At 69.6% G+C, this 18,878-nt stretch carries 20 protein-coding genes and 1 pseudogene; 17 read left to right on the plus strand and 4 right to left on the minus strand.

Annotated elements, in window-relative coordinates; translation table 11 throughout:
- The 4 genes and pseudogenes from VDQ18_RS15765 to VDQ18_RS15780 all read left to right on the plus strand — a co-directional run.
- Nucleotides 1-512, plus strand: a pseudogene (locus VDQ18_RS15765) (nitrite/sulfite reductase); the annotation flags it as partial.
- Nucleotides 487-1,212 (plus strand): phosphoadenylyl-sulfate reductase, encoded by a 726-nt coding sequence (locus VDQ18_RS15770; RefSeq protein WP_323021873.1) that lies wholly within the window; start codon nt 487-489, stop codon nt 1,210-1,212. The pseudogene VDQ18_RS15765 and the gene VDQ18_RS15770, both read left to right, overlap by 26 nt.
- Entirely contained in the window at nt 1,209-1,586 is a 378-nt protein-coding gene (locus VDQ18_RS15775) for a DUF934 domain-containing protein (RefSeq protein WP_107751307.1), read from the plus strand. The genes VDQ18_RS15770 and VDQ18_RS15775 overlap by 4 nt, the downstream gene beginning before the upstream one ends.
- Nucleotides 1,583-2,389 carry a ferredoxin--NADP reductase gene (locus VDQ18_RS15780; RefSeq protein ID WP_323021874.1) on the plus strand — a complete coding sequence of 269 codons (807 nt, stop codon included), beginning with the start codon at nt 1,583-1,585 and terminating at the stop codon, nt 2,387-2,389. The genes VDQ18_RS15775 and VDQ18_RS15780 overlap by 4 nt, the downstream gene beginning before the upstream one ends.
- Before the next feature lie 53 nt (nt 2,390-2,442).
- Here VDQ18_RS15780 and VDQ18_RS15785 read toward each other — a convergent pair whose 3' ends face one another.
- Nucleotides 2,443-6,297, minus strand: coding sequence for a hypothetical protein (locus VDQ18_RS15785; RefSeq protein ID WP_323021875.1), 3,855 nt, complete (start codon nt 6,295-6,297; stop codon nt 2,443-2,445).
- A gap of 214 nt (nt 6,298-6,511) precedes the next feature.
- On the opposite strand from VDQ18_RS15785, the gene VDQ18_RS15790 reads away from it, so the two are divergent.
- From VDQ18_RS15790 to VDQ18_RS15805, 4 genes are all read left to right on the plus strand, one after another.
- Nucleotides 6,512-7,147, plus strand: a complete 636-nt coding sequence (locus tag VDQ18_RS15790; protein ID WP_323021876.1) for a queuosine precursor transporter — start codon at nt 6,512-6,514, stop codon at nt 7,145-7,147.
- 259 nt (nt 7,148-7,406) lie between these two features.
- A complete protein-coding gene (gene arfB, locus VDQ18_RS15795) occupies nt 7,407-7,832 on the plus strand; it encodes an alternative ribosome rescue aminoacyl-tRNA hydrolase ArfB (protein WP_323021877.1) in 426 nt (141 codons plus the stop codon).
- Nucleotides 7,833-7,910: 78 nt separating this feature from the next.
- Nucleotides 7,911-8,369, plus strand: a complete 459-nt coding sequence (locus VDQ18_RS15800) for an NUDIX hydrolase (RefSeq protein WP_323021878.1) — start codon at nt 7,911-7,913, stop codon at nt 8,367-8,369.
- Between the two features lie 72 nt (nt 8,370-8,441).
- A complete protein-coding gene (locus VDQ18_RS15805) occupies nt 8,442-9,923 on the plus strand; it encodes an inorganic phosphate transporter (RefSeq protein ID WP_323021879.1) in 1,482 nt (493 codons plus the stop codon).
- 99 nt (nt 9,924-10,022) lie between these two features.
- Here VDQ18_RS15805 and VDQ18_RS15810 read toward each other — a convergent pair whose 3' ends face one another.
- The 3 genes from VDQ18_RS15810 to VDQ18_RS15820 all read right to left on the minus strand — a co-directional run bounded on the left by VDQ18_RS15810 (nt 10,023) and on the right by VDQ18_RS15820 (nt 12,524).
- The gene (locus VDQ18_RS15810; protein WP_323021880.1) at nt 10,023-10,664 is read right to left on the minus strand and encodes a 5-formyltetrahydrofolate cyclo-ligase; all 642 of its coding nucleotides are present in this window, start codon (nt 10,662-10,664) and stop codon (nt 10,023-10,025) included.
- Nucleotides 10,665-10,794: 130 nt separating this feature from the next.
- A complete protein-coding gene (locus VDQ18_RS15815; RefSeq protein WP_323021881.1) occupies nt 10,795-11,706 on the minus strand; it encodes a rhodanese-related sulfurtransferase in 912 nt (303 codons plus the stop codon).
- Complete coding sequence (locus VDQ18_RS15820; protein WP_323021882.1) at nt 11,706-12,524, minus strand: rhomboid family intramembrane serine protease; 819 nt, start codon at nt 12,522-12,524, stop codon at nt 11,706-11,708. Before VDQ18_RS15820 ends, VDQ18_RS15815 begins: the two co-directional genes overlap by 1 nt.
- 271 nt (nt 12,525-12,795) lie before the next feature.
- On the opposite strand from VDQ18_RS15820, the gene ffh reads away from it, so the two are divergent.
- The 9 genes from ffh (at nt 12,796) to trmD (ending at nt 18,755) form a co-directional block, all read left to right on the plus strand.
- Nucleotides 12,796-14,301 (plus strand): signal recognition particle protein, encoded by a 1,506-nt coding sequence (gene ffh / locus VDQ18_RS15825; RefSeq protein ID WP_323021883.1) that lies wholly within the window; start codon nt 12,796-12,798, stop codon nt 14,299-14,301.
- Between the two features lie 96 nt (nt 14,302-14,397).
- Complete coding sequence (locus tag VDQ18_RS15830) at nt 14,398-14,907, plus strand: GNAT family N-acetyltransferase (protein ID WP_323021884.1); 510 nt, start codon at nt 14,398-14,400, stop codon at nt 14,905-14,907.
- A complete protein-coding gene (locus VDQ18_RS15835; protein ID WP_323021885.1) occupies nt 14,904-15,440 on the plus strand; it encodes a GNAT family N-acetyltransferase in 537 nt (178 codons plus the stop codon). The genes VDQ18_RS15830 and VDQ18_RS15835 overlap by 4 nt, the downstream gene beginning before the upstream one ends.
- Nucleotides 15,437-15,994: a GNAT family N-acetyltransferase gene (locus tag VDQ18_RS15840; protein ID WP_323021886.1), complete on the plus strand. Its 558-nt coding sequence runs from the start codon at nt 15,437-15,439 to the stop codon at nt 15,992-15,994. The genes VDQ18_RS15835 and VDQ18_RS15840 overlap by 4 nt, the downstream gene beginning before the upstream one ends.
- Entirely contained in the window at nt 15,991-16,602 is a 612-nt protein-coding gene (locus VDQ18_RS15845) for a GNAT family N-acetyltransferase (RefSeq protein ID WP_323021887.1), read from the plus strand. Before VDQ18_RS15840 ends, VDQ18_RS15845 begins: the two co-directional genes overlap by 4 nt.
- A complete protein-coding gene (locus tag VDQ18_RS15850; RefSeq protein WP_107751292.1) occupies nt 16,599-16,895 on the plus strand; it encodes a chorismate mutase in 297 nt (98 codons plus the stop codon). The genes VDQ18_RS15845 and VDQ18_RS15850 overlap by 4 nt, the downstream gene beginning before the upstream one ends.
- Before the next feature lie 57 nt (nt 16,896-16,952).
- The gene (rpsP, locus tag VDQ18_RS15855; RefSeq protein ID WP_323021888.1) at nt 16,953-17,300 is read left to right on the plus strand and encodes a 30S ribosomal protein S16; all 348 of its coding nucleotides are present in this window, start codon (nt 16,953-16,955) and stop codon (nt 17,298-17,300) included.
- A 130-nt stretch (nt 17,301-17,430) separates the two neighbouring features.
- A complete protein-coding gene (rimM, locus tag VDQ18_RS15860; RefSeq protein ID WP_323021889.1) occupies nt 17,431-17,937 on the plus strand; it encodes a ribosome maturation factor RimM in 507 nt (168 codons plus the stop codon).
- Entirely contained in the window at nt 17,934-18,755 is an 822-nt protein-coding gene (gene trmD / locus VDQ18_RS15865; protein ID WP_323021890.1) for a tRNA (guanosine(37)-N1)-methyltransferase TrmD, read from the plus strand. Before rimM ends, trmD begins: the two co-directional genes overlap by 4 nt.
- Nucleotides 18,756-18,878: the final 123 nt, after the last annotated feature.

The following is an 18,878-nucleotide window of genomic DNA, read 5'->3' on the forward strand; positions in this document are numbered from 1 at the left end:
CCGATCTGCCGGCGGTGCACAAGGCGCTGAAAGGGCGGGGGCTGGCCACGGCGAACGTGGGGCTCGTCAGCGATATCATCGCCTGCCCGGGCATGGATTACTGCGCGCTGGCCACCGCCCGCTCGATCCCCATCGCGCAGGAGATCGCCACCCATTTCGACGCGCTGAAGCTGGAGCACGACATCGGCCCGCTGAAGATCAAGATCTCGGGCTGCATCAACGCCTGCGGGCATCACCACGTCGGGCATATCGGCATCCTGGGCCTGGATCGCGCGGGGGTGGAGAACTACCAGATCACGCTGGGCGGTGACGGGTCGGAAGACGCGGCGCTGGGCGAACGCACCGGTCCCGGCTTTGCCTATGACCAGATCGTCCCGGCCATCGAGCGGATCCTGCGCGCCTATCTGGAGCTGCGGACCAGCCGCGAAGAGACCTTCCTGCAGGCCTATCGCCGCCTCGGCCTCGGCCCCTTCAAGGAGGCGCTCTATGGCGCAGAACGTCATGCAGCCTGACCTCACCCGCCTGAACGCCCGCTACGAGGGCGACGGCACCGGCGCGCTGCGCGTCGCGCTCTCGGGCGCGCTGGGGCAGATCGCCATGGTGTCGAGCTTCGGCGCCGATTCCGCCGTGCTGCTGCACATGGTGGCCGAGATCGACCGCGCCACGCCGGTGCTGTTCATCGACACGCTGATGCTGTTCGAGGAAACGCTGAGCTATCAGCGCGACTTGGCCGAAAGGCTGGGGCTGAGCGACCTGCGGGTCATCCGCCCTTCGCGCGAGGCGCTGTTTCAGGGCGACAGCGACAACCTGCTGCACCTGTCGGATACCGACAGCTGCTGCGACCTGCGCAAGACCCGGCCGCTGGAGCGGGCGCTTGAGGGTTTCGACGGCTGGATCACCGGCCGCAAGCGCTTTCAGAGCGGCGAGCGCGCGGCCATCGACCTGTTCGAGCATGACAGCACGACCGGGCATCTGAAGGTCAACCCGCTGGCCGGGTGGAAGGCTGCGGATCTGGCGGCCTACATGGACGCGCACGATCTGCCCCGGCACCCGCTGGTGGCCAAGGGCTATCCGTCGATCGGCTGCGCGCCCTGCACCGGGCCGGTGGCCCCGGGCGAAGATCCCCGTGCCGGTCGCTGGCGCGGGCAGGACAAGAACGAATGCGGCATCCATATCGTCGATGGCCGCGTGATCAGGAGGCAGGCGTCGTGAGCGTGATCGTCACCGACCAGGGCTTTCAGCCCGAAACCCATAACGGCGACTGGTTCGACCTCGCCCCCGATGTCGATATCGCCGCGGTCGAGACGCAGATCGACGGCGTGACGGCGATCCGCGTGAGCTTCCCGGCCTTCTCGGACGGGCGCGGCTTCACTTTGGCGGCGCGTCTGCGGCGCGCGGGTTTCACCGGGCGCCTGCGGGCTGCGGGCCATGTCATCGCCGATCAATACGCCATGGCCCGGCGGGCCGGGTTCGACGAGGTCGAGATCGACGAGGATCTGGCCGAGCGCCAACCGGAAGCGCAATGGCTGTCCCGCGCCGCCTGGCAGGCCAATGATTACCGCGCCCGGCTGCGGAGGACCGCATGAACGCGCCCGTCACGCTCAAGGTGAACCCCGACCTTCAGACCGTCACCCAGGTCACTCACTGGACCGACCGGCTGTTTTCCTTCCGGGTGACGCGGCCGCAGAGCCTGCGTTTCCGGTCGGGGGAATTCGTGATGATCGGGCTGGCTGGCGACAACGGCAAGCCGATCCTGCGGGCCTATTCCATCGCCTCGCCCGCCTGGGACGAAGAGCTGGAATTCTACTCGATCAAGGTGCCGGATGGTCCGCTGACCTCGCGCCTGCAGCATATCGAGGTCGGCCAGCCGATCATCCTGCGCCCCAAGCCCGTGGGCACGCTGGTCCATGACGCGCTGAAACCCGGCAAGCGGCTGTGGTTCCTGGCCACCGGGACGGGGTTTGCCCCCTTCGCCAGGCTGCTGCGCGAGCCCGAGACCTGGGAGAAATACGACAGCGTGGTGATGATGCACACCTGCCGCGAGGCCGGGGAGCTGGAATACGGGCGGCAGCTGGTGGCGGATCTGCGCGACGATCCCCTGATCGGCGAGCTGATCGGCGACAAGCTGCATTACTACCCGACCACGACCCGGGAACAGAGCCCGTTCATGGGCCGGATCACCGACAACCTGACCTCGGGCAAGGTCTTTGCCGATCTGGGGCTCGAGGGACCGCTCGACCCGGCGCGGGACCGGGCGATGGTCTGCGGCTCGCTCGCCTTCAACAAGGATGTGGCGGCGGTGCTGGAAGGCTTCGGGCTGGAAGAGGGCTCGAATTCCGCCCCCGCCGATTACGTGATCGAGAAGGCCTTCGTCGGCGACGGCGTCTGAGGCCGTCCCGCAGGATGGGCAATATTGCCCATCCTGCGAGTCCCGCGTTCCGCCTACTTCATCGGCCGGGGCGTCGGCGCATGGGGCACCGGCGCGGGCGGGCGCAGCTGATCGAGCCGGGCGCGGGCCTCGTCCGCGTGCAGCCCCTGCGGCCACATCTTGAGATAGGTCCAGAAACCCTCCATCCGCGCTTCGTCCAGCGCGCGCTGCCAGTCCATCGCCTCGGGATCGACCTGGGGCGTGGTCGGGCGTCGCTCGTCCGGCGGCACGATGCCGCGTTCCCGCAGCATCGCCCGGGCATCGCCCGAATGCAGCCCGCGGGGATAGGCCGCCAGATAGGCCAGCAGCGATTCGGTGCTGCCATCGGTCCGCGCGGCCTGGAAGGCCTGCGCCTCGGGGCTGGCGGTCGAGGCGACCGGGGGCTGGGTTTGCGTCTGGGGCGTCTCGACCGTCGGCGGCGTGCGTTCGGGCGGCGGTTCCTGGGTCTGCGGCGGGAGCATCGGGCTGCCGCCGAGGCTGGCCAGGAAGGCCTGTTCGAACGCCTGCGCGGCGTCGGAGGTCCGCCCGGCCGAGCGCACCGCCAGCCAGGGGCTGAGCCCGTTGGCCGAGGGCGCCTCGGCGATCAGATAGAGCTGCCGCTCAAGGCGTCCGTCGACGTTGGTATCGCCCCGGAAGGCACGCAGCGTCACATCGCCCAGCGTCATCCGTTCGCCGCTTTCGCTCACGGTGATTTCGCCGAAGCCCGACAGCATCTCGGCAAAGCCCGGCTGGTCGGGGCCCTGCACCGGCATCGCCGCCAGCGCCGAGGGGGTGAAGACGCGGAACGAGATTTCCTCGGTCACGTCGCCTGCCGCATCGCGGGCTTGCAGCCAGTATTCCAGCCGGTCGGGCTCGGTCCGCTCGCGGCGCAATTCCATCCCGGCGGGCGCGGCGAAGGTCAGGCCGAAGCGGACATGGCGCTCCCATCCGGCGGGAACCTCGGGCGCCTGCGGCAAGGTGACCGGCGCCTGCGGCGGCTCGGTGGTCGCCGTTTCCGTGCCGCCGCCGATCATCGCCCGCACCGGGTCCATGATCGCGTCGGGGCAGTCTTCGGCCCCGTCCGGCCGGTGCAGCACCAGCCCCGGCAGCGTGGCGTCGATCCGCGCCTCGTCCCCCCGGGCGGTCAGCACGCCCAGCAGATAGACCGGGTTCCCGGCCTCGCAGAACCGAGGCACGATGATCTGCGCCGGGATCTCGGCGGCGGCGTCGGCCGGGCGGTCCTCCAGCGAATGGGTGGCGGTGCCGTGGATCACCCAGACCGGCACGCCGCCGATCTCGGATTCGGTCAGCGCGTCGACCCGGTGCAGCATGCGGGTCAGCTGACGCTCGACCTCGCGGCCCATCAGGCGCCCGGCGTTGATCCGCGTGTGCGGCGGGGTCGGGGAATCTGCGGCGCCGACGAAGAGGTCGGCCGAGCGCGCGTTGCGGTTCTCGCCGGCGAGGGCGGTGCCTTCGGGCAGCCGGATCCCGGCGAGGCCGGGCAGGATCGGGGTTTCCTCGGCGATGGCCGGGGCCTCGGTCGCGGTATCGGCCGGGGCGGCCTCGCCGAGGCTGGCGACGATCTGGCCGATCAGCGCCACGGCGTCGGCCTCGGCATAGCCGCGGAAGGCGCCGCCCAGGATCAGCGTGTCGCCCGCCGCATCGGGCTGCATCGACACCAGATAGAAGCCGGTCACCCGGCCGCCCAGCTGCGGGGTTTCCTCCTGCGCGCCCGAAGCGATGTAGAGCCGCATCGACCGCTCGCCGAGACGAAGCTCGCGCCCGGAATCGTGGACCTCGACCCGGGCCCATTGCGCCAGACCCTCAGCAAAGCCGGGGCTGCCGGGCGGGCCGTCGAAGGGCGCGAGCCGGTCGGGCGCCGCCACCACGCCACCCATCTCGATCTCGGTCCGCGCCGCCTCGTCGCGGCCGCCGATGTCGAGGCCGCGGCCCTCGGGGTCGACATCGACCTCAAGGCCGGGCGGCACCGCCATGCGCACGCCCATCGCCTCGACCGCGTCCCAGCCTTCGGGCATCGTGCCAGAAGGATCAGGCAGCGCCGCGGCGATGGCATCAAAGCCCAGCGTGGCGCCTTCGGCGGCGGGCGGGCTGTCGGTCGTCGCCGCTTCCGCTTCCGGCTCGGCAAGATCGGGCGCGATCGAGGCGATGACCTGATTGACCAGCGTTTCCGCCTCGTCCGGGGAATAGCCGCGCGCGGTGGCGCCGACGAAGGCGTAATTGCCCTCGGCGTCGGGTTCGTCGGTGATCAGATAGACGCTGCGCTCGTGGCCGCCCTGCTGCGGCGGGCGTTCGCGCGTGCCCATGCCGATATAGATGATCATCCCCCGGTCGCCGACCAGAATGCGGCGCGGGCTCTCGGCGGTCGGGATCCCGGCGCGCCCGGCGATCATCTCGAGGAAGCCCGGCGTTCCCGGCGCGATGCCGACGGTCGAGAGTTCCTCGGCATTCATCGATGCCAGCCCGATCTCAAGCGCCGTCGCGGCGCCGGAGGGCCGCAGCGCGAGCGAGAGTTCCGGGTGCCGCCGCTCGCGGCGGTCGGTCATCTCGGCCTCGGCAGGCGCGGCGACGGAGAGGCCGAAGGCGCTGTGGCGCTGCCAGCCCTCGGGCGTGACGCGGGCGGGCAGGGGCATCGCCTCGACCGCGGCCAGCAGCGGCGCCGCCGGGTCGTCGGTCGCGGCGGGCTCGGTCATCCCGGTGGTCTCGTGCTCGGTCCGGGCCAGCGAGCCAAGGGCCTGCGCCACCAGCGCTTCGGCCTCGGCCCGGGGATAACCGCTGGTCTCGATGAAGAAGCGGGTCCAGTTACCCTCGGCATCCGGCTCGGTGGTGACGAGCGACAGGTTGAACAGCACGCTCTCGCCGCGATCCTCGAATTCCGAGAAGGCGAGCATCGGCCGACCGCCGACCATCACCGGCTCGGGGATGGCGGCCATCGGCGCCTCGCCGCTCGCGACCATGGCGGCGCTGAACTCGGGGGTGCCCGGGATGGTGTCGTCGATCTGGCGCAGTTCCGACGGGCCCAGCCGGTGCACGCCGACCACCAGACGTGTGCCGCGCGCGGCGTCGCGGACCCGGGCCCTGAGCCGCGGGTGGTCGCTGGCCAGATCGTCGAGCCGGGCGGCGGTGCGGGGCGCGGCAAAGCTGAAGCCCATCGCCTCGCCCCGGCTCCAGCCCTCGGGGGTGGAGCCATCGGGCGCGGGCAGGGCGGCGAAGGCGGCCAGCGCCGGGTCCGCGGCGTCGCCTGCGGGCGCCAGCGAGCCGATGAAATGCGCCTCCAGCTCGGCCGAGACCTCGGCCCCGAGGCCCGCGCTGAACACCGCGACCATCAGCGCCTGGCCGTTCTCGTCGGGTTCGGCGGCGATGAGATAGAGCATCCGCGCGTCGAGCGTGCCGCCGCCCGAGGCCGGGATCGGCCCGCTGCCGCCATAGGCGATGAGCCGCCAGGTGCCCACCGTCATCTCGACCCCGGTCGCGGTCACCGGCACGCCCGACAGGTCGGACAGGAAGGGCGCCATCTCGGGCGAGCCGGGGGCGGGCATGCTCTCGCGTTCGGCGGTATCCAGCAGGCGGATCCCCATCCGCGCGCCCACCCCATCGGCGCCGATGGTCGAGACGGCGAATTCGCGCAGGCCCTCGGGGGTTTCGGGGATCTCGATGCCGGGCGGCACCTCGAAGCTGAGACCCAGCCGGGTGACCGGCTGCCAGCGGGCTTCCTGCGTTGCGGGGGCAGGGGCGGCGGCGGCGGGCGGCGCCGCTTCGGGCACCGCGATCTCGGGCGTGTCCTGGGCGATGGCGGTGAACGGAGCGCCTAGGGTCAGAGACACCGAAAGCGCGACGAGCGCGGTCGAGCCGCGAAGCGAAAAGGCAGTCATGAATATATTCCCCGGAGGATCGGTCAATTACCGGGTACGATAGCACTCCTTCCCTGCAATCAAAGCGTCTCGTGGCGATTGCGGATCACGACCTCTTCATCCCGCCCTTGATTTGTTGGGCGCGCGGGCGTAGAGGAGCGCGTCGCCCGCCCGGCCAGAACGGACCGGAGGCGCGGCCAAGTCCCCGACCACCTTGTCAAAACGGTTTCAGAACATGACCCGCATCCATCTGCCCGGCATCCTTGCCATGGCCGCCATCGTCGTGGCCTCGAATATCCTCGTGCAATTCCTTCTGGGTGACTGGCTCACCTGGGGGGCGCTGACCTATCCCTTCGCCTTCCTCGTTACCGATGTGATGAACCGCGTCTACGGACCGCAGGCCGCGCGCCGCGTCGTCTGGGCCGGGTTCGCCGTGGGTGTGCTCTGTTCGCTCATCGGCACGCAGATCATGATCCAGGGCGACGGCTACGAATATCCCGCCGTCACCTTGCGCATCGCGCTGGGTTCGGGCGCCGCGTTCCTGGTGGCGCAGATGGTCGATATCGGCGTCTTCAACGCAGTCCGCGGCGGGGCGTGGTGGAAAGCGCCGCTGATCTCGACCCTGATCGGCGCCTCGCTCGATACGCTGATCTTCTTCTCGACCGCCTTCTCGGTGACCATGGCCTGGGTCGATCCGGCGGCGGATGTTAGCTGGGCGCAGGAGATTTTGCCAGTGCTCGGTGTCGGTCCGATGACACCTTTGTGGGTTTCTCTCGCGCTTGCCGACTGGATGGTCAAATTGGCGCTGGCGATGGTGGCTTTGTTGCCCTTCCGGCTCATCGTTGCGAAATTGACCCAAAGGATGGCGTAAAAGCCTTTGACAAATACAACATACATGCCACCATCGCCTTACGGTTCAACCCAGCGAAAGGAGGTGGTCCAGTGTCGAGAGTGATATTGGAGAGAGGTGTCGGGACAGTCAGGAGGACGGCCAGCTGACGGCAGCCCGTCGGCTGTAATATCCTGATTGGGCCTGTTTCTAACCGGCTCCATCTCCTGAAGCTCGTGAGGGCCGCTCGAATAGCCGGGCGGCCCTTTCGATTAGCGTTGCGAACCCTATTTCAAGATCCATGCTTTACGTCACCGATCAGATCGTCATTCAGGACTGGGAACTGAGCGAGAGCTTCATGCGCGCCTCGGGGCCCGGCGGACAGAACGTCAACAAGGTCTCCTCGGCCGTGGAACTGCGGTTCGAGGCCGAGCGTTCGCCGGCGCTGACGCCCGCCGTCAAGGCGCGGCTCAAGCGGCTGGCCGGGCGGCGCTGGACGCTGGAGGGGGCGCTGGTCCTGCAGGTGGACGAGACCCGCAGCCAGGCCCGCAACCGCGAAATCGCCCGCGAGCGGCTGACCGACCTGATCCGCCAGGCGCTGGTCGCGCCCCGTCGCCGGATTGCCACGAAACCCACCTATGGTAGCCAGCAACGCCGCATGGATGCGAAAACCCGGCGCGGGTCGGTCAAATCCTTGCGCGGTCCTGTTGACGACCCGGAAAGCTGAGCGCAGTCTGTGGATAAGTCCAAACCGCAAAACGAGCCGCCCCCGACAGGGGCAGCCCCCGAGGTCGAGCCGAACCGCATGAAACAGACCGCCCTGGCGGCCTTTCGCAACTTTGTCGAACCCGTGTTCAAGCGCCCTGAATTCGTTCAGACGGCGGCCTTGTGCGTGCGGCAGGGCAAGAAGGGTCCCGAGGTGCTGCTGGTGACCAGCCTCGATTCGAAGCGCTGGATCGTGCCGAAGGGCTGGCCGATGGAGGGCAAGTCGCTGGCCCAGGCCGCCTTGCAGGAGGCCTGGGAAGAAGCGGGCGTGCAGGGGGCGGTCGATGAATACCCGGTCGGCAGCTACGGCTACCAGAAAACCGTCAAGGGCGGGATCCCGGTGACCTGCCGCTGCTCGGTCTACCGGATCGACGTGACCGGTCTGGCCGAGGATTACCCCGAGAAGGCCCGGCGCCGCCGCAGCTGGATGCGGGTGAACGAGGCGGCGAAAGCGGTGGAAGAGCCCGAGTTGAAGGCGGTGATCCGCGCGCTGGCCTGACTTCCCGGTTGTGATCGAGCCCATGCCGCGTTAGGGGGCTGTAACAGTTCTGTGACACTCCCCGGAGCCCGCATGACCTCGCCTGCCGACCCGAACGCCAAGGCCATCAAGACCCTCGACAAGGACCTCGGCCGTATTGGCCTGTTGGAGCAGGCGACGCTCTTCACCTCGCGGCCGCTGGTCGCGCCGGGGATCGCGCTGGTCTTCATCGTCATCGCCGGTCTGGCCGCCGTCACCATCATGGGCGGCGGCGCCGGGACCTGGGTGGTGGTGCTGGCCGCCGCCATCGGCGCCTATATGGCGCTGAACATCGGCGCCAACGATGTCGCCAATAACATGGGCCCGGCGGTGGGCGCCCGGGCCGTGACGCTGGGCGGCGCGCTGGTCATCGCCGCGCTTTGTGAAACCGCCGGGGCGCTGCTGGCCGGGGGCGATGTCGTCTCCACCGTCTCTCGCGGGATCGTCGCGCCCGAAAGCGTCGCAGCGCCCGAGATCTTCGTCTGGGCGATGATGGCGGCGCTGCTGGCGGGCGCGCTCTGGATCCACCTCGCCACCGCCATGGGCGCGCCGGTCTCGACCACGCATTCCATCGTCGGGGGCGTGATGGGCGCGGGGATCGCCGCGGCGGGTTTCGGCGCGGTCAATTGGTCGGTCATGGGCACCATCGCCGCCAGCTGGGTGATCTCACCCGTCATGGGCGGGGTGATCGCGGCGCTGTTCCTGGCGCTTCTGAACAACCGGATCCTCTATCGCGAGGACAAGATCGCCGCCGCCCGCACCTGGGTGCCGGTGCTGATCGGCGTGATGGGCGGGGTCTTTGCGACCTACATGGCGCTGAAGGGGCTGAAGGCGCTGGTGCATCTGTCGCTGGGCGAATCGCTGCTGGTGGGGCTGGCCGTGGCCGTGCCGCTGGCCTTGGTCATGCGCCCGGTGATCGCCCGCCAGTCGCGCGGGCTGGAGAACCGGACGAAATCCCTGAAGGGCCTCTTCGCCATCCCGCTGGTGCTGTCGGCGGCGCTGCTCAGCTTCGCGCATGGTGCCAATGACGTGGCCAATGCCGTGGGGCCGCTGGCCGCCATCGTGCACGCGGTGTCGGACGGGGCCTCGGGCGACCGGGTGCAGATCCCCTATTGGGTGATGATCGTCGGCGCCGTAGGCCTGTCGGTGGGCCTCATGCTGTTCGGGCCGAAGCTGATCAACATCGTGGGGTCCGAGATCACGCGCCTCAACGCCATGCGCGCCTGGTGCGTGGCTTTGGCGGCGGCGGTGGTGGTGATCATCGCCTCGTGGCTGGGGCTGCCGGTCAGCTCCACCCATATCGCCATCGGCGGGATCTTCGGCGTGGGTTTCTACCGCGAATGGTATCACGAGAAGATCCTGAAGGAGAACCGCGACCTCTCGACCCTGCCGGTTGAGGAACGGACCCGTCGCAAGGTCGTGCGCCGCTCGCATATGCTGACGATCCTCGCGGCCTGGGTGATTACGGTGCCCGCCACCGCGGCGCTGTCGGCGGGTCTGTTCTGGGCGGCGACGTTGTTGGCCGGGTTGCGGTGAGGCGCGGGGTGGGATGAAATCCCACCCTACGCAGAGCCTGTAGAATGGGGTGTCACCCCACCGCCGCCTGTAGGGTGGGATTTCATCCCACCGCGCACCTCACCACCCGTTGAGGATCACGCCCTTCTCCCCCGTCACGATCGCGTTCATGGCGATGTCGTGCGGCTGGGGATGGATCGTGCGCAGCGCGGCCGAGGGATGGCCGACGCCGACCGCCTTCACCCCTGGCCCCAGCGCGGCGAGCGTCCGGTCGAAGAACCCGCCGCCATAGCCCAGCCGGAAGGCATCGGGGTCGAAGCCCACCAGCGGCGCGATCACCACGCTCGGCGTGATCTCCTCAGGTCCCGCCGGTTGCAGGATGTTCCAGATCCCGCGCTCCATGGCGCAGCCGGGGAACCATTCGCGGAATTTCAGCGGCCGGCCCTTGGCCTCGACCAAGGGCAGGGCGATCCGGGCGCCCTTCGCCTGCGCTGCCTCCATCCAGAACCGCAGATCCAGCTCCGCCTTGAACGGCCAGTAGAGGCTGATGACCTGCCCCGGTCCCGGGGCGATCAGGCGGTCCAGCACCCCCGCCACCTCGGCGGCGACCCGGGTGCGTTCCTCGACCGGGATCGCCTGCCGGGCGGCCAGCAGCGCCTCGCGCTGGGCCTTGCGCCAGAGGGGCCAATCCACGGCCTGAGCAGGCGGCGGAAGCTCATGCGCGTAGCAGGGCGGCGAGGCGGGGTCGGGTGTGTCGCTCATGGGGACCTCCGGCTGATGCCCAAGAATTAGGCATCTCGGGCCGCCGCGGACAGGGGAAAGCGCCGTCTTGCGGCCGAAACCGCCGCGCCGGGGATGGGCCAACCCGCGCCGGGGCGCGGAACGGCCCATCCTACGCCTCGTCCGGCCCCAGATGCCGCGCGCCCCGCGCCTCGGCCAGCTTGATCTGGCGCTGGCGTTCGCGGAAGCCTTCGCGGCGTTCTTCGGAATACTCGCCGATGCAGAGGGCGCAGCTCACGCCCTCCTCGTAATCGGGGTGCTGCAGGTCCTCTGGCTCCAGTGGTCGGCGGCAGGCGTGGCAGAGGGCGTGGCCCGTGGGTTTCAGCCCATGCCCCACCGCGACGCGCTGGTCGAAGACGAAGCAGCCGCCGTGCCAGAGGCTGTCTTCCTCGGGCACCTCTTCGAGGTATTTCAGGATGCCGCCCTTGAGGTGATAGACCTCCTCGACCCCCTGACCCAGCAGCCAGTTGGTCGATTTCTCGCAGCGGATGCCGCCGGTGCAGAACATGGCGATGCGCTTGTTGTGGAAGCGCTCGCGGTTGGCCTCCCACCAGGCCGGGAAATCGCCGAAGGCCTTGGTGCCCGGGTCCACGGCGCCCTCGAAACTGCCGATGGCGACCTCGTAATCGTTGCGGGTGTCGATGACGGCCACGTCGGGGGCGCTGATCAGGGCGTTCCAGTCCTGTGCCTCGACATAATGGCCGACGCGGGCGCGGGGATCGACGCCGGGCTGGCCCATGGTCACGATCTCGCGCTTGAGGCGCACCTTGAGGCGGCCGAAGGGCATGGTTTCGGCGGGGGATTCCTTCCACTCCAGATCGGCGCAGCCGGGCAGGGCGCGGATATGCGCCAGCATGGCGTCGATGCCTTCGCGGGTGCCGGCGATGGTGCCGTTGATCCCCTCGGGCGCCAGCAGGAGCGAGCCCTTGACCCCCTGCGCACAGCCGAGCCGGGCCAGCGGGCCTTTCAGCGCGGCCGGATCGGGGAAACGGGCGAAATGGTAAAGCGCGGCGACAACCAGCATCAGACGGCCCCCCCGAGCACCGTCTCGACCAGCACGGCGACGACGACGAAGAAGACCGTCGCCTTGACCCAGAACCACAGCGCCGAGCCGCCCGGGCGTTCCTTGCCGAAATCCGGCAGCCAGCGGCCCGCGCCGAAGAACCCCGCCTCGGGATGCGGCTGGGGCGGCTGGAAGAGCGGCACGTCGCGCCAGCGCATCAGCACGATCAGCACCGCCCCGGCGGCGAAACCGCCGACATGGGCCCAGAAGGCGACCCGCACCTCGCCCGGGATCTCGGACAGGGCGGCGATCACGTCGAGCGCCACACTAAGCCCGACGAACAGCCCGGCAGGCGCCAGGACCGGGACGCGGAAGGCGACCAGCACCAGCACCTTGGCGCGTGGATGCAGCAGCAGATAGGCGCCCATCACCCCGGCGATGGCGCCCGAGGCGCCGATCACCGGCACCGTCGGATCGGCCGAAAGCCAGGCCTCGGCCCCGGCGCCCGCCATGCCGCAGAGGACGAAGAAGAGAGGATAGCGCCAATGGCCCATCGCATCCTCGATATTGTCGCCGAAGACCCAGAGCGTGACCATGTTGCCGATCAGATGCAGCCAGGTGGCGTGCAGGAACATGTAGCTGACCATCTGGCCCATGACCTCGGGTCCGCCGCCGGGGGGCTTCAACCCGCCCACGGGGTGCAGCGACGCCGGGGTGAAGGCGTAATCGGGCCAGGGGACCTGCATCACGAAGGCAAGGGTGCAGAGCGCGATGATCGCCCAGTTCACATAGGGAAAGCGGATGTGGCGGGTGGGGTTGTGGTCGGCGATCGCGAACATCCGGCGGTCCTCTGGGTGGATAGGCCGGGGGGCCGTCTGCCCCCCGGACCCCCCGAGCGTATTTCAGGCAGAATGAAAAGCACAGGCGGCGCGGGCTCTGGCGGGGGATTTCCTTGACTCGGGCGGCCTGCGGGCCTATGTCGCGGGCAATTCCCCGGATGCCCTCTCGCGTCCGGTCCCATCGCATTTTGCGGGGATCGCCATCCGTCAGCGCGTTGCGCCCACGGGTGCGGAACCCCGTGGCCCCGAAGCCTGTCCCGAAAGGACTGCCATGTTCGAGAATCTGTCCGAGCGCCTTGGCGGCGTCTTCGACCGCCTCACCAAGCAGGGCGCGCTGTCTGCCGACGATGTGACGGCGGCGCTGCGCGAGGTGCGGGTGGCGCTGTTGGAGGCGGATGTCTCGTTGCCGGTGGCGCGCAGCTTCATCAAGCGGGTGCAGGAAAAGGCGACGGGCTCGGCGGTGACCAAATCGGTGACGCCCGGCCAGCAGGTGGTGAAGATCGTCCATGACGAGCTGATCGCCACGCTGAGGGGCGACGAGGATCCGGGTCGCCTGAAGATCGACAACCCGCCGGCGCCGGTGCTGATGGTCGGTCTACAGGGCTCGGGCAAGACCACCACCACCGCCAAGCTGGCGCGCCGGTTGAAGGAGCGCGAGGGCAAGCGGGTGCTGATGGCCTCCCTCGATACCAACCGCCCGGCGGCGATGGAGCAGCTGGCCATCCTTGGCGGGCAGATCGGCGTCGATACCCTGCCGATCGTCAAGGGCGAGAACGCGGTCGCCATCGCCAAGCGCGCCAAGTCGCAGGCGACGCTGGGCGGCTATGACGTCTATCTCCTGGATACCGCCGGCCGTCTGCACATCGACGAAGTGCTGATGGACGAGGTTCAGGCGGTTCGCGACGCGGTCAACCCGCGCGAGACGCTGCTGGTGGTCGACGGTCTGACCGGTCAGGACGCCGTCAACGTGGCGACCGAGTTCGAGGGCAAGGTCGGGATCACCGGCGTGGTCCTCACCCGGATGGACGGCGATGGCCGGGGCGGCGCGGCGCTGTCGATGCGCGCGGTGACCGGCAAGCCGATCCGTTTCGTCGGTCTCGGTGAGAAGACCGACGCGCTGGAGACCTTCGAGGCCGAGCGGATCGCCGGCCGCATCCTCGGGATGGGCGATATCGTCGCGCTGGTCGAGCGCGCGCAGCAGACGCTGGAGGCCGAGCAGGCCGAGCGGATGATGAAGCGCTTCCAGAAGGGTCAGTTCAACATGAACGACCTGAAGCAGCAGCTGGACCAGATGCTGAAGATGGGCGGCATGCAATCGGTGATGGGCATGATGCCCGGCATGGCCAAGATGTCGAAACAGGCCGAGGAAGCCGGGTTCGACGATCGCATGCTCAAGCGCCAGATCGCCCTGATCCAGTCGATGACCAAGAAGGAACGCGCCAATCCCGAGCTGTTGCAAGCGAGCCGCAAGAAGCGGATCGCGGCGGGGGCCGGGCTGGAAGTGTCCGAGCTGAACAAATTGCTCAAGATGCACCGGCAGATGGCCGATGTGATGAAGAAGATGGGCAAGGGCGGCATGCTGAAACAGGCGATGAAGTCGATGTTCGGCAAGAACCCCGACATGGCCGAGATGCAAAAGCAGCTGGCCGATCCCGAGGCGATGAAAGCCGCTTCGGCCGCGATGCGCGGCGGGGCGATGCCGCGCGGCATGGGCGGATTGCCCGGGCTGGGCGGTGGCCTGCCCGGCGGGCTCTCGGGCTTCGGCAAGAAACGGTAAACGCATGCGCCTCGCCCTGATCCTCTGCGCGACCCTGCCGACGGTGCCTGCCACCGCCGGGCTGCGGGCCTGCGCGCCGGGGACGGAGGGCTGGCGATGATCGCTCCCCTGTTGACCACCGACCGCCTGATCCTGCGCCAGCCGCAGCTCCCGGATTTCGAGCATTGGGCGGATTTCTTCGCCACCGAGCGCTCGGTCTATGAGGGCGGGCCGCTGGACCGCGTGGGCGCCTATCGCGTCTGGGCCTCGGATGTGGCGCTCTGGCTGCTGCGCGGCTATGGCCCCTTCGCGGTCGAGGATCGCGAAACCGGCGCCTATCTGGGCGATGTCGGGATCTACCAGCCTGAGGGTTTCCCCGAGACCGAGCTGGGCTGGTTCGTGGTGCCCGGGGCCGAGGGCCGCGGCATCGCGCTGGAAGCGGCCCGTGCCGTCATGGGCTGGGCGCGCGCGCGGTTCGGCTGGGACCATCTGGTCAATATCATCGACCCGCGCAACACCCGCTCCATCGCGCTGGGCCTCAGGCTGGGCGGGGTGATCGACCCGGTGCGGCCGGGTGTGGACCCGGGCGATGTGGTGATCCTGCACGATCTGCGGAGGGCGGCATGAGCGCTGTGACCCTCTCGGCCACGCCGGTCCTGACCACCGAGCGGCTGGTGCTGCGCGCGCCGGTGGCGGCGGATTGGCCGCTGTTCCTGGATTTCACGCGCGACGAACGCTCGCGCTTCGTGCGCGCGGCGGACATGGACGACGAAAAGGCCTGGCGCGGCTTCGGCCATGTCATCGGGCATTGGGTGCTGCGCGGCTACGGCATGTTCACCATCACCGCCAAGGGCGACGACCGGGCGCTGGGCATGGCCGGGCCGTGGTTCCCCGCCGCCTGGCCCGAGCCGGAAATCGGCTGGTCGATCTGGCACGCCGGGGCCGAGGGCAAGGGCTATGCCTTCGAGGCGGCGGGCGCGGTGCGCGACTGGGCGCGGCACACTTTGGGTTGGACCCGCTTCGTCAGCTACATCGACCGGGCCAACACCCGCTCCGAGGCGCTGGCCCGGCGGCTTGGTTGCGCGCCCGATGCCGCGGCGCCGACGCCCGGCACCGACGACGTGCTGGCCTGGCGCCACCCGGAAGGGGGCGCGGCATGAATTTCTCGCAGAGCTTCGAGGCGCTGGTGCCGCGGCTGGAAACGCCGCGCCTGGTGCTGCGCGCGCCGCGTGCCGCCGATTTCGACGCTTTCGCCGCCTATCTGGCCAGCGAGCGCGCCCGCTTCACCGGCGGGCCGATGGACCGCAACCTCGCCTGGCGGGCCTTTGGCCATGTGGTCGGCCATTGGGTGCTGCGCGGCTACGGCGTCCTCGTGATCGAGGACAAGGCGACCGGCGAAGCGCTCGGCACCACCGGGCCCTTCTTCCCCGAGGGCTGGCCGGAACCCGAAATCGCCTGGACCCTCTGGCAGGGCGAGGGGCGCGGCATCGCCACCGAAGCGGCGCTGGCGGCCCGGACCTGGGCCTATGAGACGCTGGGCTGGACCAGCGCCATCAGCCTGATCCTCGACGGCAACACCCGCTCCGAGGCGCTTGCGGCGCGGCTGGGCTGCATCCGCGAAAGCAGCGTCACCCATGCGCAATTCGGCGCGGCCGGTATCTGGCGCCACCCCGCTGCGGACACGCAGGGCGCCGGGATGGAGGCCTACGCATGATCGCCGCCCCGCACGAGACGCCGATCCCCGGCCGCGCGCAGGACGCGGCGCGGGCGATTGCCGCCCGGGTGCCGGTGCTGCGCACCGAGCGGCTGGTGCTGCGCGCCCCGCGGCTCGAGGATTTCCCGGTCTATGCCGAGATCCTGACCGGCCCCCGCGCCGAGCCGATGGGCGAGGTCCTGACCCGGGCCGATGCCTGGGACGACTGGTGCCGGCTGGTCAGCCTGTGGCTGCTGCGCGGCCACGGAATCTGGACGCTTGAAACCCTGGCTGGCGAGACGGCGGGCTTCGTCCTGATCGGCTTCGAGCCGGGGGACCTGGAGCCGGAACTCGGCTGGTTCCTGACCGAGGCGCATGAGGGACAGGGCCTGGCCGAGGAAGCCGCGCAGGCGGTGCTGGCCCATGCCTGGGGCCCGCTGGGCCTGACCACGCTGGTCAGCTATATCGCGCCCGACAACGCCCGTTCGCGGGCGCTGGCCCGGCGGCTGGGCGCCGCGCCCCTCGAGACCCACGACGGCTGTGAGGTCTGGCGCCATCATCCGACCGGGGCGGCCCGCGCGCCCCGGCAAGCAACCCAGCCCGCAACGACGGCCCGGAGGCCCGCATGACCGACGATTCCCAACGCGCCGACGACCTGCTGCGCGGCCACCGCGAAAGCATCGACCGGCTCGATGCGATCCTCGTCTATACCCTCGCCGAACGCTTCAAGCACACCCAGGCGGTGGGCAAGCTGAAGGCGGAACACGCCCTTCCCCCGTCCGATCCCTCGCGCGAGGCGCGGCAGATCGAGCGGCTGGAATGGTTGGCCAAAGAGGCCGACCTCGACCCGGAATTCGCCAAGAAATTCCTGACCTTCATCATCTCGGAGGTGATCCGTCACCACGAGAGGTTGCAGCACTGACCCCGAATTGGCGGCCCCTCGGGTCCGCCTGACCAGCCATTCAAAGGAGATCCAACCATGGCTACCAAAATCCGTCTCGCCCGTGGCGGTTCGAACAAGCGCCCCTTCTACGCCATCGTCGTCTGCGATTCGCGCATGCCGCGCGACGGCCGCTTCCTGGAGAAGATCGGCACCTACAACCCGCTGGTCGCCAAGGACAGCGAAGAGCGCGTGAAGATGGATGCCGAGCGCGTCCAGTTCTGGCTCGACCGCGGCGCCCAGCCGACCGACCGCGTCGTGCGCTTCCTGGAAGCGGCGGGGCTCCGCGCCAAGACCGAGCGCAACAACCCCAACAAGGGCCAGCCGGGCAAGAAAGCCGTCGAGCGCGCGAAAGAGCGCGCGGCGAAGGCCGAATCGGCCGAGTAAGACCGGCGAGGGGTTTCGCCCTCGGCCGCGACGCCTCCGGCGCCGCGCCCTCGGGCGACCGGCCGGGGGGCATTCTGCCCCCCGGACCCCCCTGAGGATATTTTCAGAACGAAGATGATGGGGGCGGCACGTGGCCAGTGACCGGGTCTGTGTGGGAGCGATCGCCGGGGCCTTCGGGGTCCGTGGCGAGGTACGGCTGAAGTCCTTCTGCGCCCAGCCCGAGGCGATTGCCGCCTATGCGCCGCTCTGGTCCGAGGATGGCAAACGCCAGTTCTCGGTGCGGCTGGGACAGGCGATCCCGAACGGGTTCTCGGCCCGGCTTTCCGGCATCGACACGCGCGAGGAGGCCGAGGCGCTGAAGGGCCTGCGGCTTTTCGCCGACCGCGAGCGGCTGCCGGCCCTGCCCGATGACGAATTCTATCACGCCGACCTGATCGGGCTGACGGTGCTGGACACCGGCGGCGCCGTTCTGGGACGGGTGAGCGCGGTCTTGAACCATGGTGCCGGCGACATCCTGGAGATCCAGCGCCCCGGCAAGGGCAATGCGCTGCTGCCCTTCACCTTGGCGGTGGTGCCGACGGTCGATCTGGCCGCGGGCCGGATCATCGCCGACCCGCCCGAGGGCCTGTGGGAATGAGCGACGAGGAGGAGGCGCCCAAGCGCTCGCACCGGCGGGTGGCGATCCGGCTGTCGCTCCAGCCCGAGGATCTGATGGGCGGCCCGCCGCGGATCAAGGGCGCCTGGACCGCCAAAGTCATCACCCTGTTCCCCGCCGCCTTTCCCGGCGTGCTGGAGCAATCCCTGACCGGCAAGGCCATGGACCGCGGCCAGTGGCGGCTGGAGACGATCGACCTGCGCCCCTTCGGCGAGGGCAAGCACCGCAACGTGGACGACACGCCCGCGGGCGGCGGCGCCGGGATGGTGCTGCGCGCCGATGTGGTGGCGAGGGCCCTGCGCGTCGCCGATCAGGGCAATCCGGGGCGCGCGCGCTGGCCTGTCGTCTATCTCTCGCCCCGGGGGCGGCCTTTCGATCAGGCGACGGCGCGGCGCTGGGCTTCCTGCGACGGTGTCACGCTCCTCTGCGGGCGGTTCGAGGGTGTCGACGAGCGGGTGCTCGAGCATTTCGGGATCGAGGAAGTGAGCCTCGGCGATTTCGTCCTGACCGGCGGTGAGATCGCGGCGCAGGCGATGATCGACGCCACCGTCCGGTTGCTGCCCGGCGTCCTTGGCAATGCCGCTTCGACCGAGGAGGAAAGCCATTCCGCGGGCCTCCTCGAACATCCGCAATACACCAAGCCGCCGGTCTGGGAGGGGCACGAAATTCCGCCGGTCCTGTTGTCCGGCAACCATGCCGAGATCGCCAGATGGCGCCGCGCGGAAAGCGAGCGCATCACCCGCGAGCGGCGCCCGGACCTCTGGGCGGCGCGCAACGGCAAGCGCAACGGCGAGGGCTGAGCGCCCGGCCGACTGCGCCTTCTTTGCGCCTCAAATATCCCGGGGGGTGCGGGGGGCAGCGCCCCCCGCCTGGTCGCCCGAGGCGTCCGCGGCAGCGGGCAACGAGGGCGAAACCCCTCGCCC

This window comes from Pararhodobacter sp. (assembly GCF_034676075.1).
GTDB lineage: Bacteria > Pseudomonadota > Alphaproteobacteria > Rhodobacterales > Rhodobacteraceae > Pararhodobacter.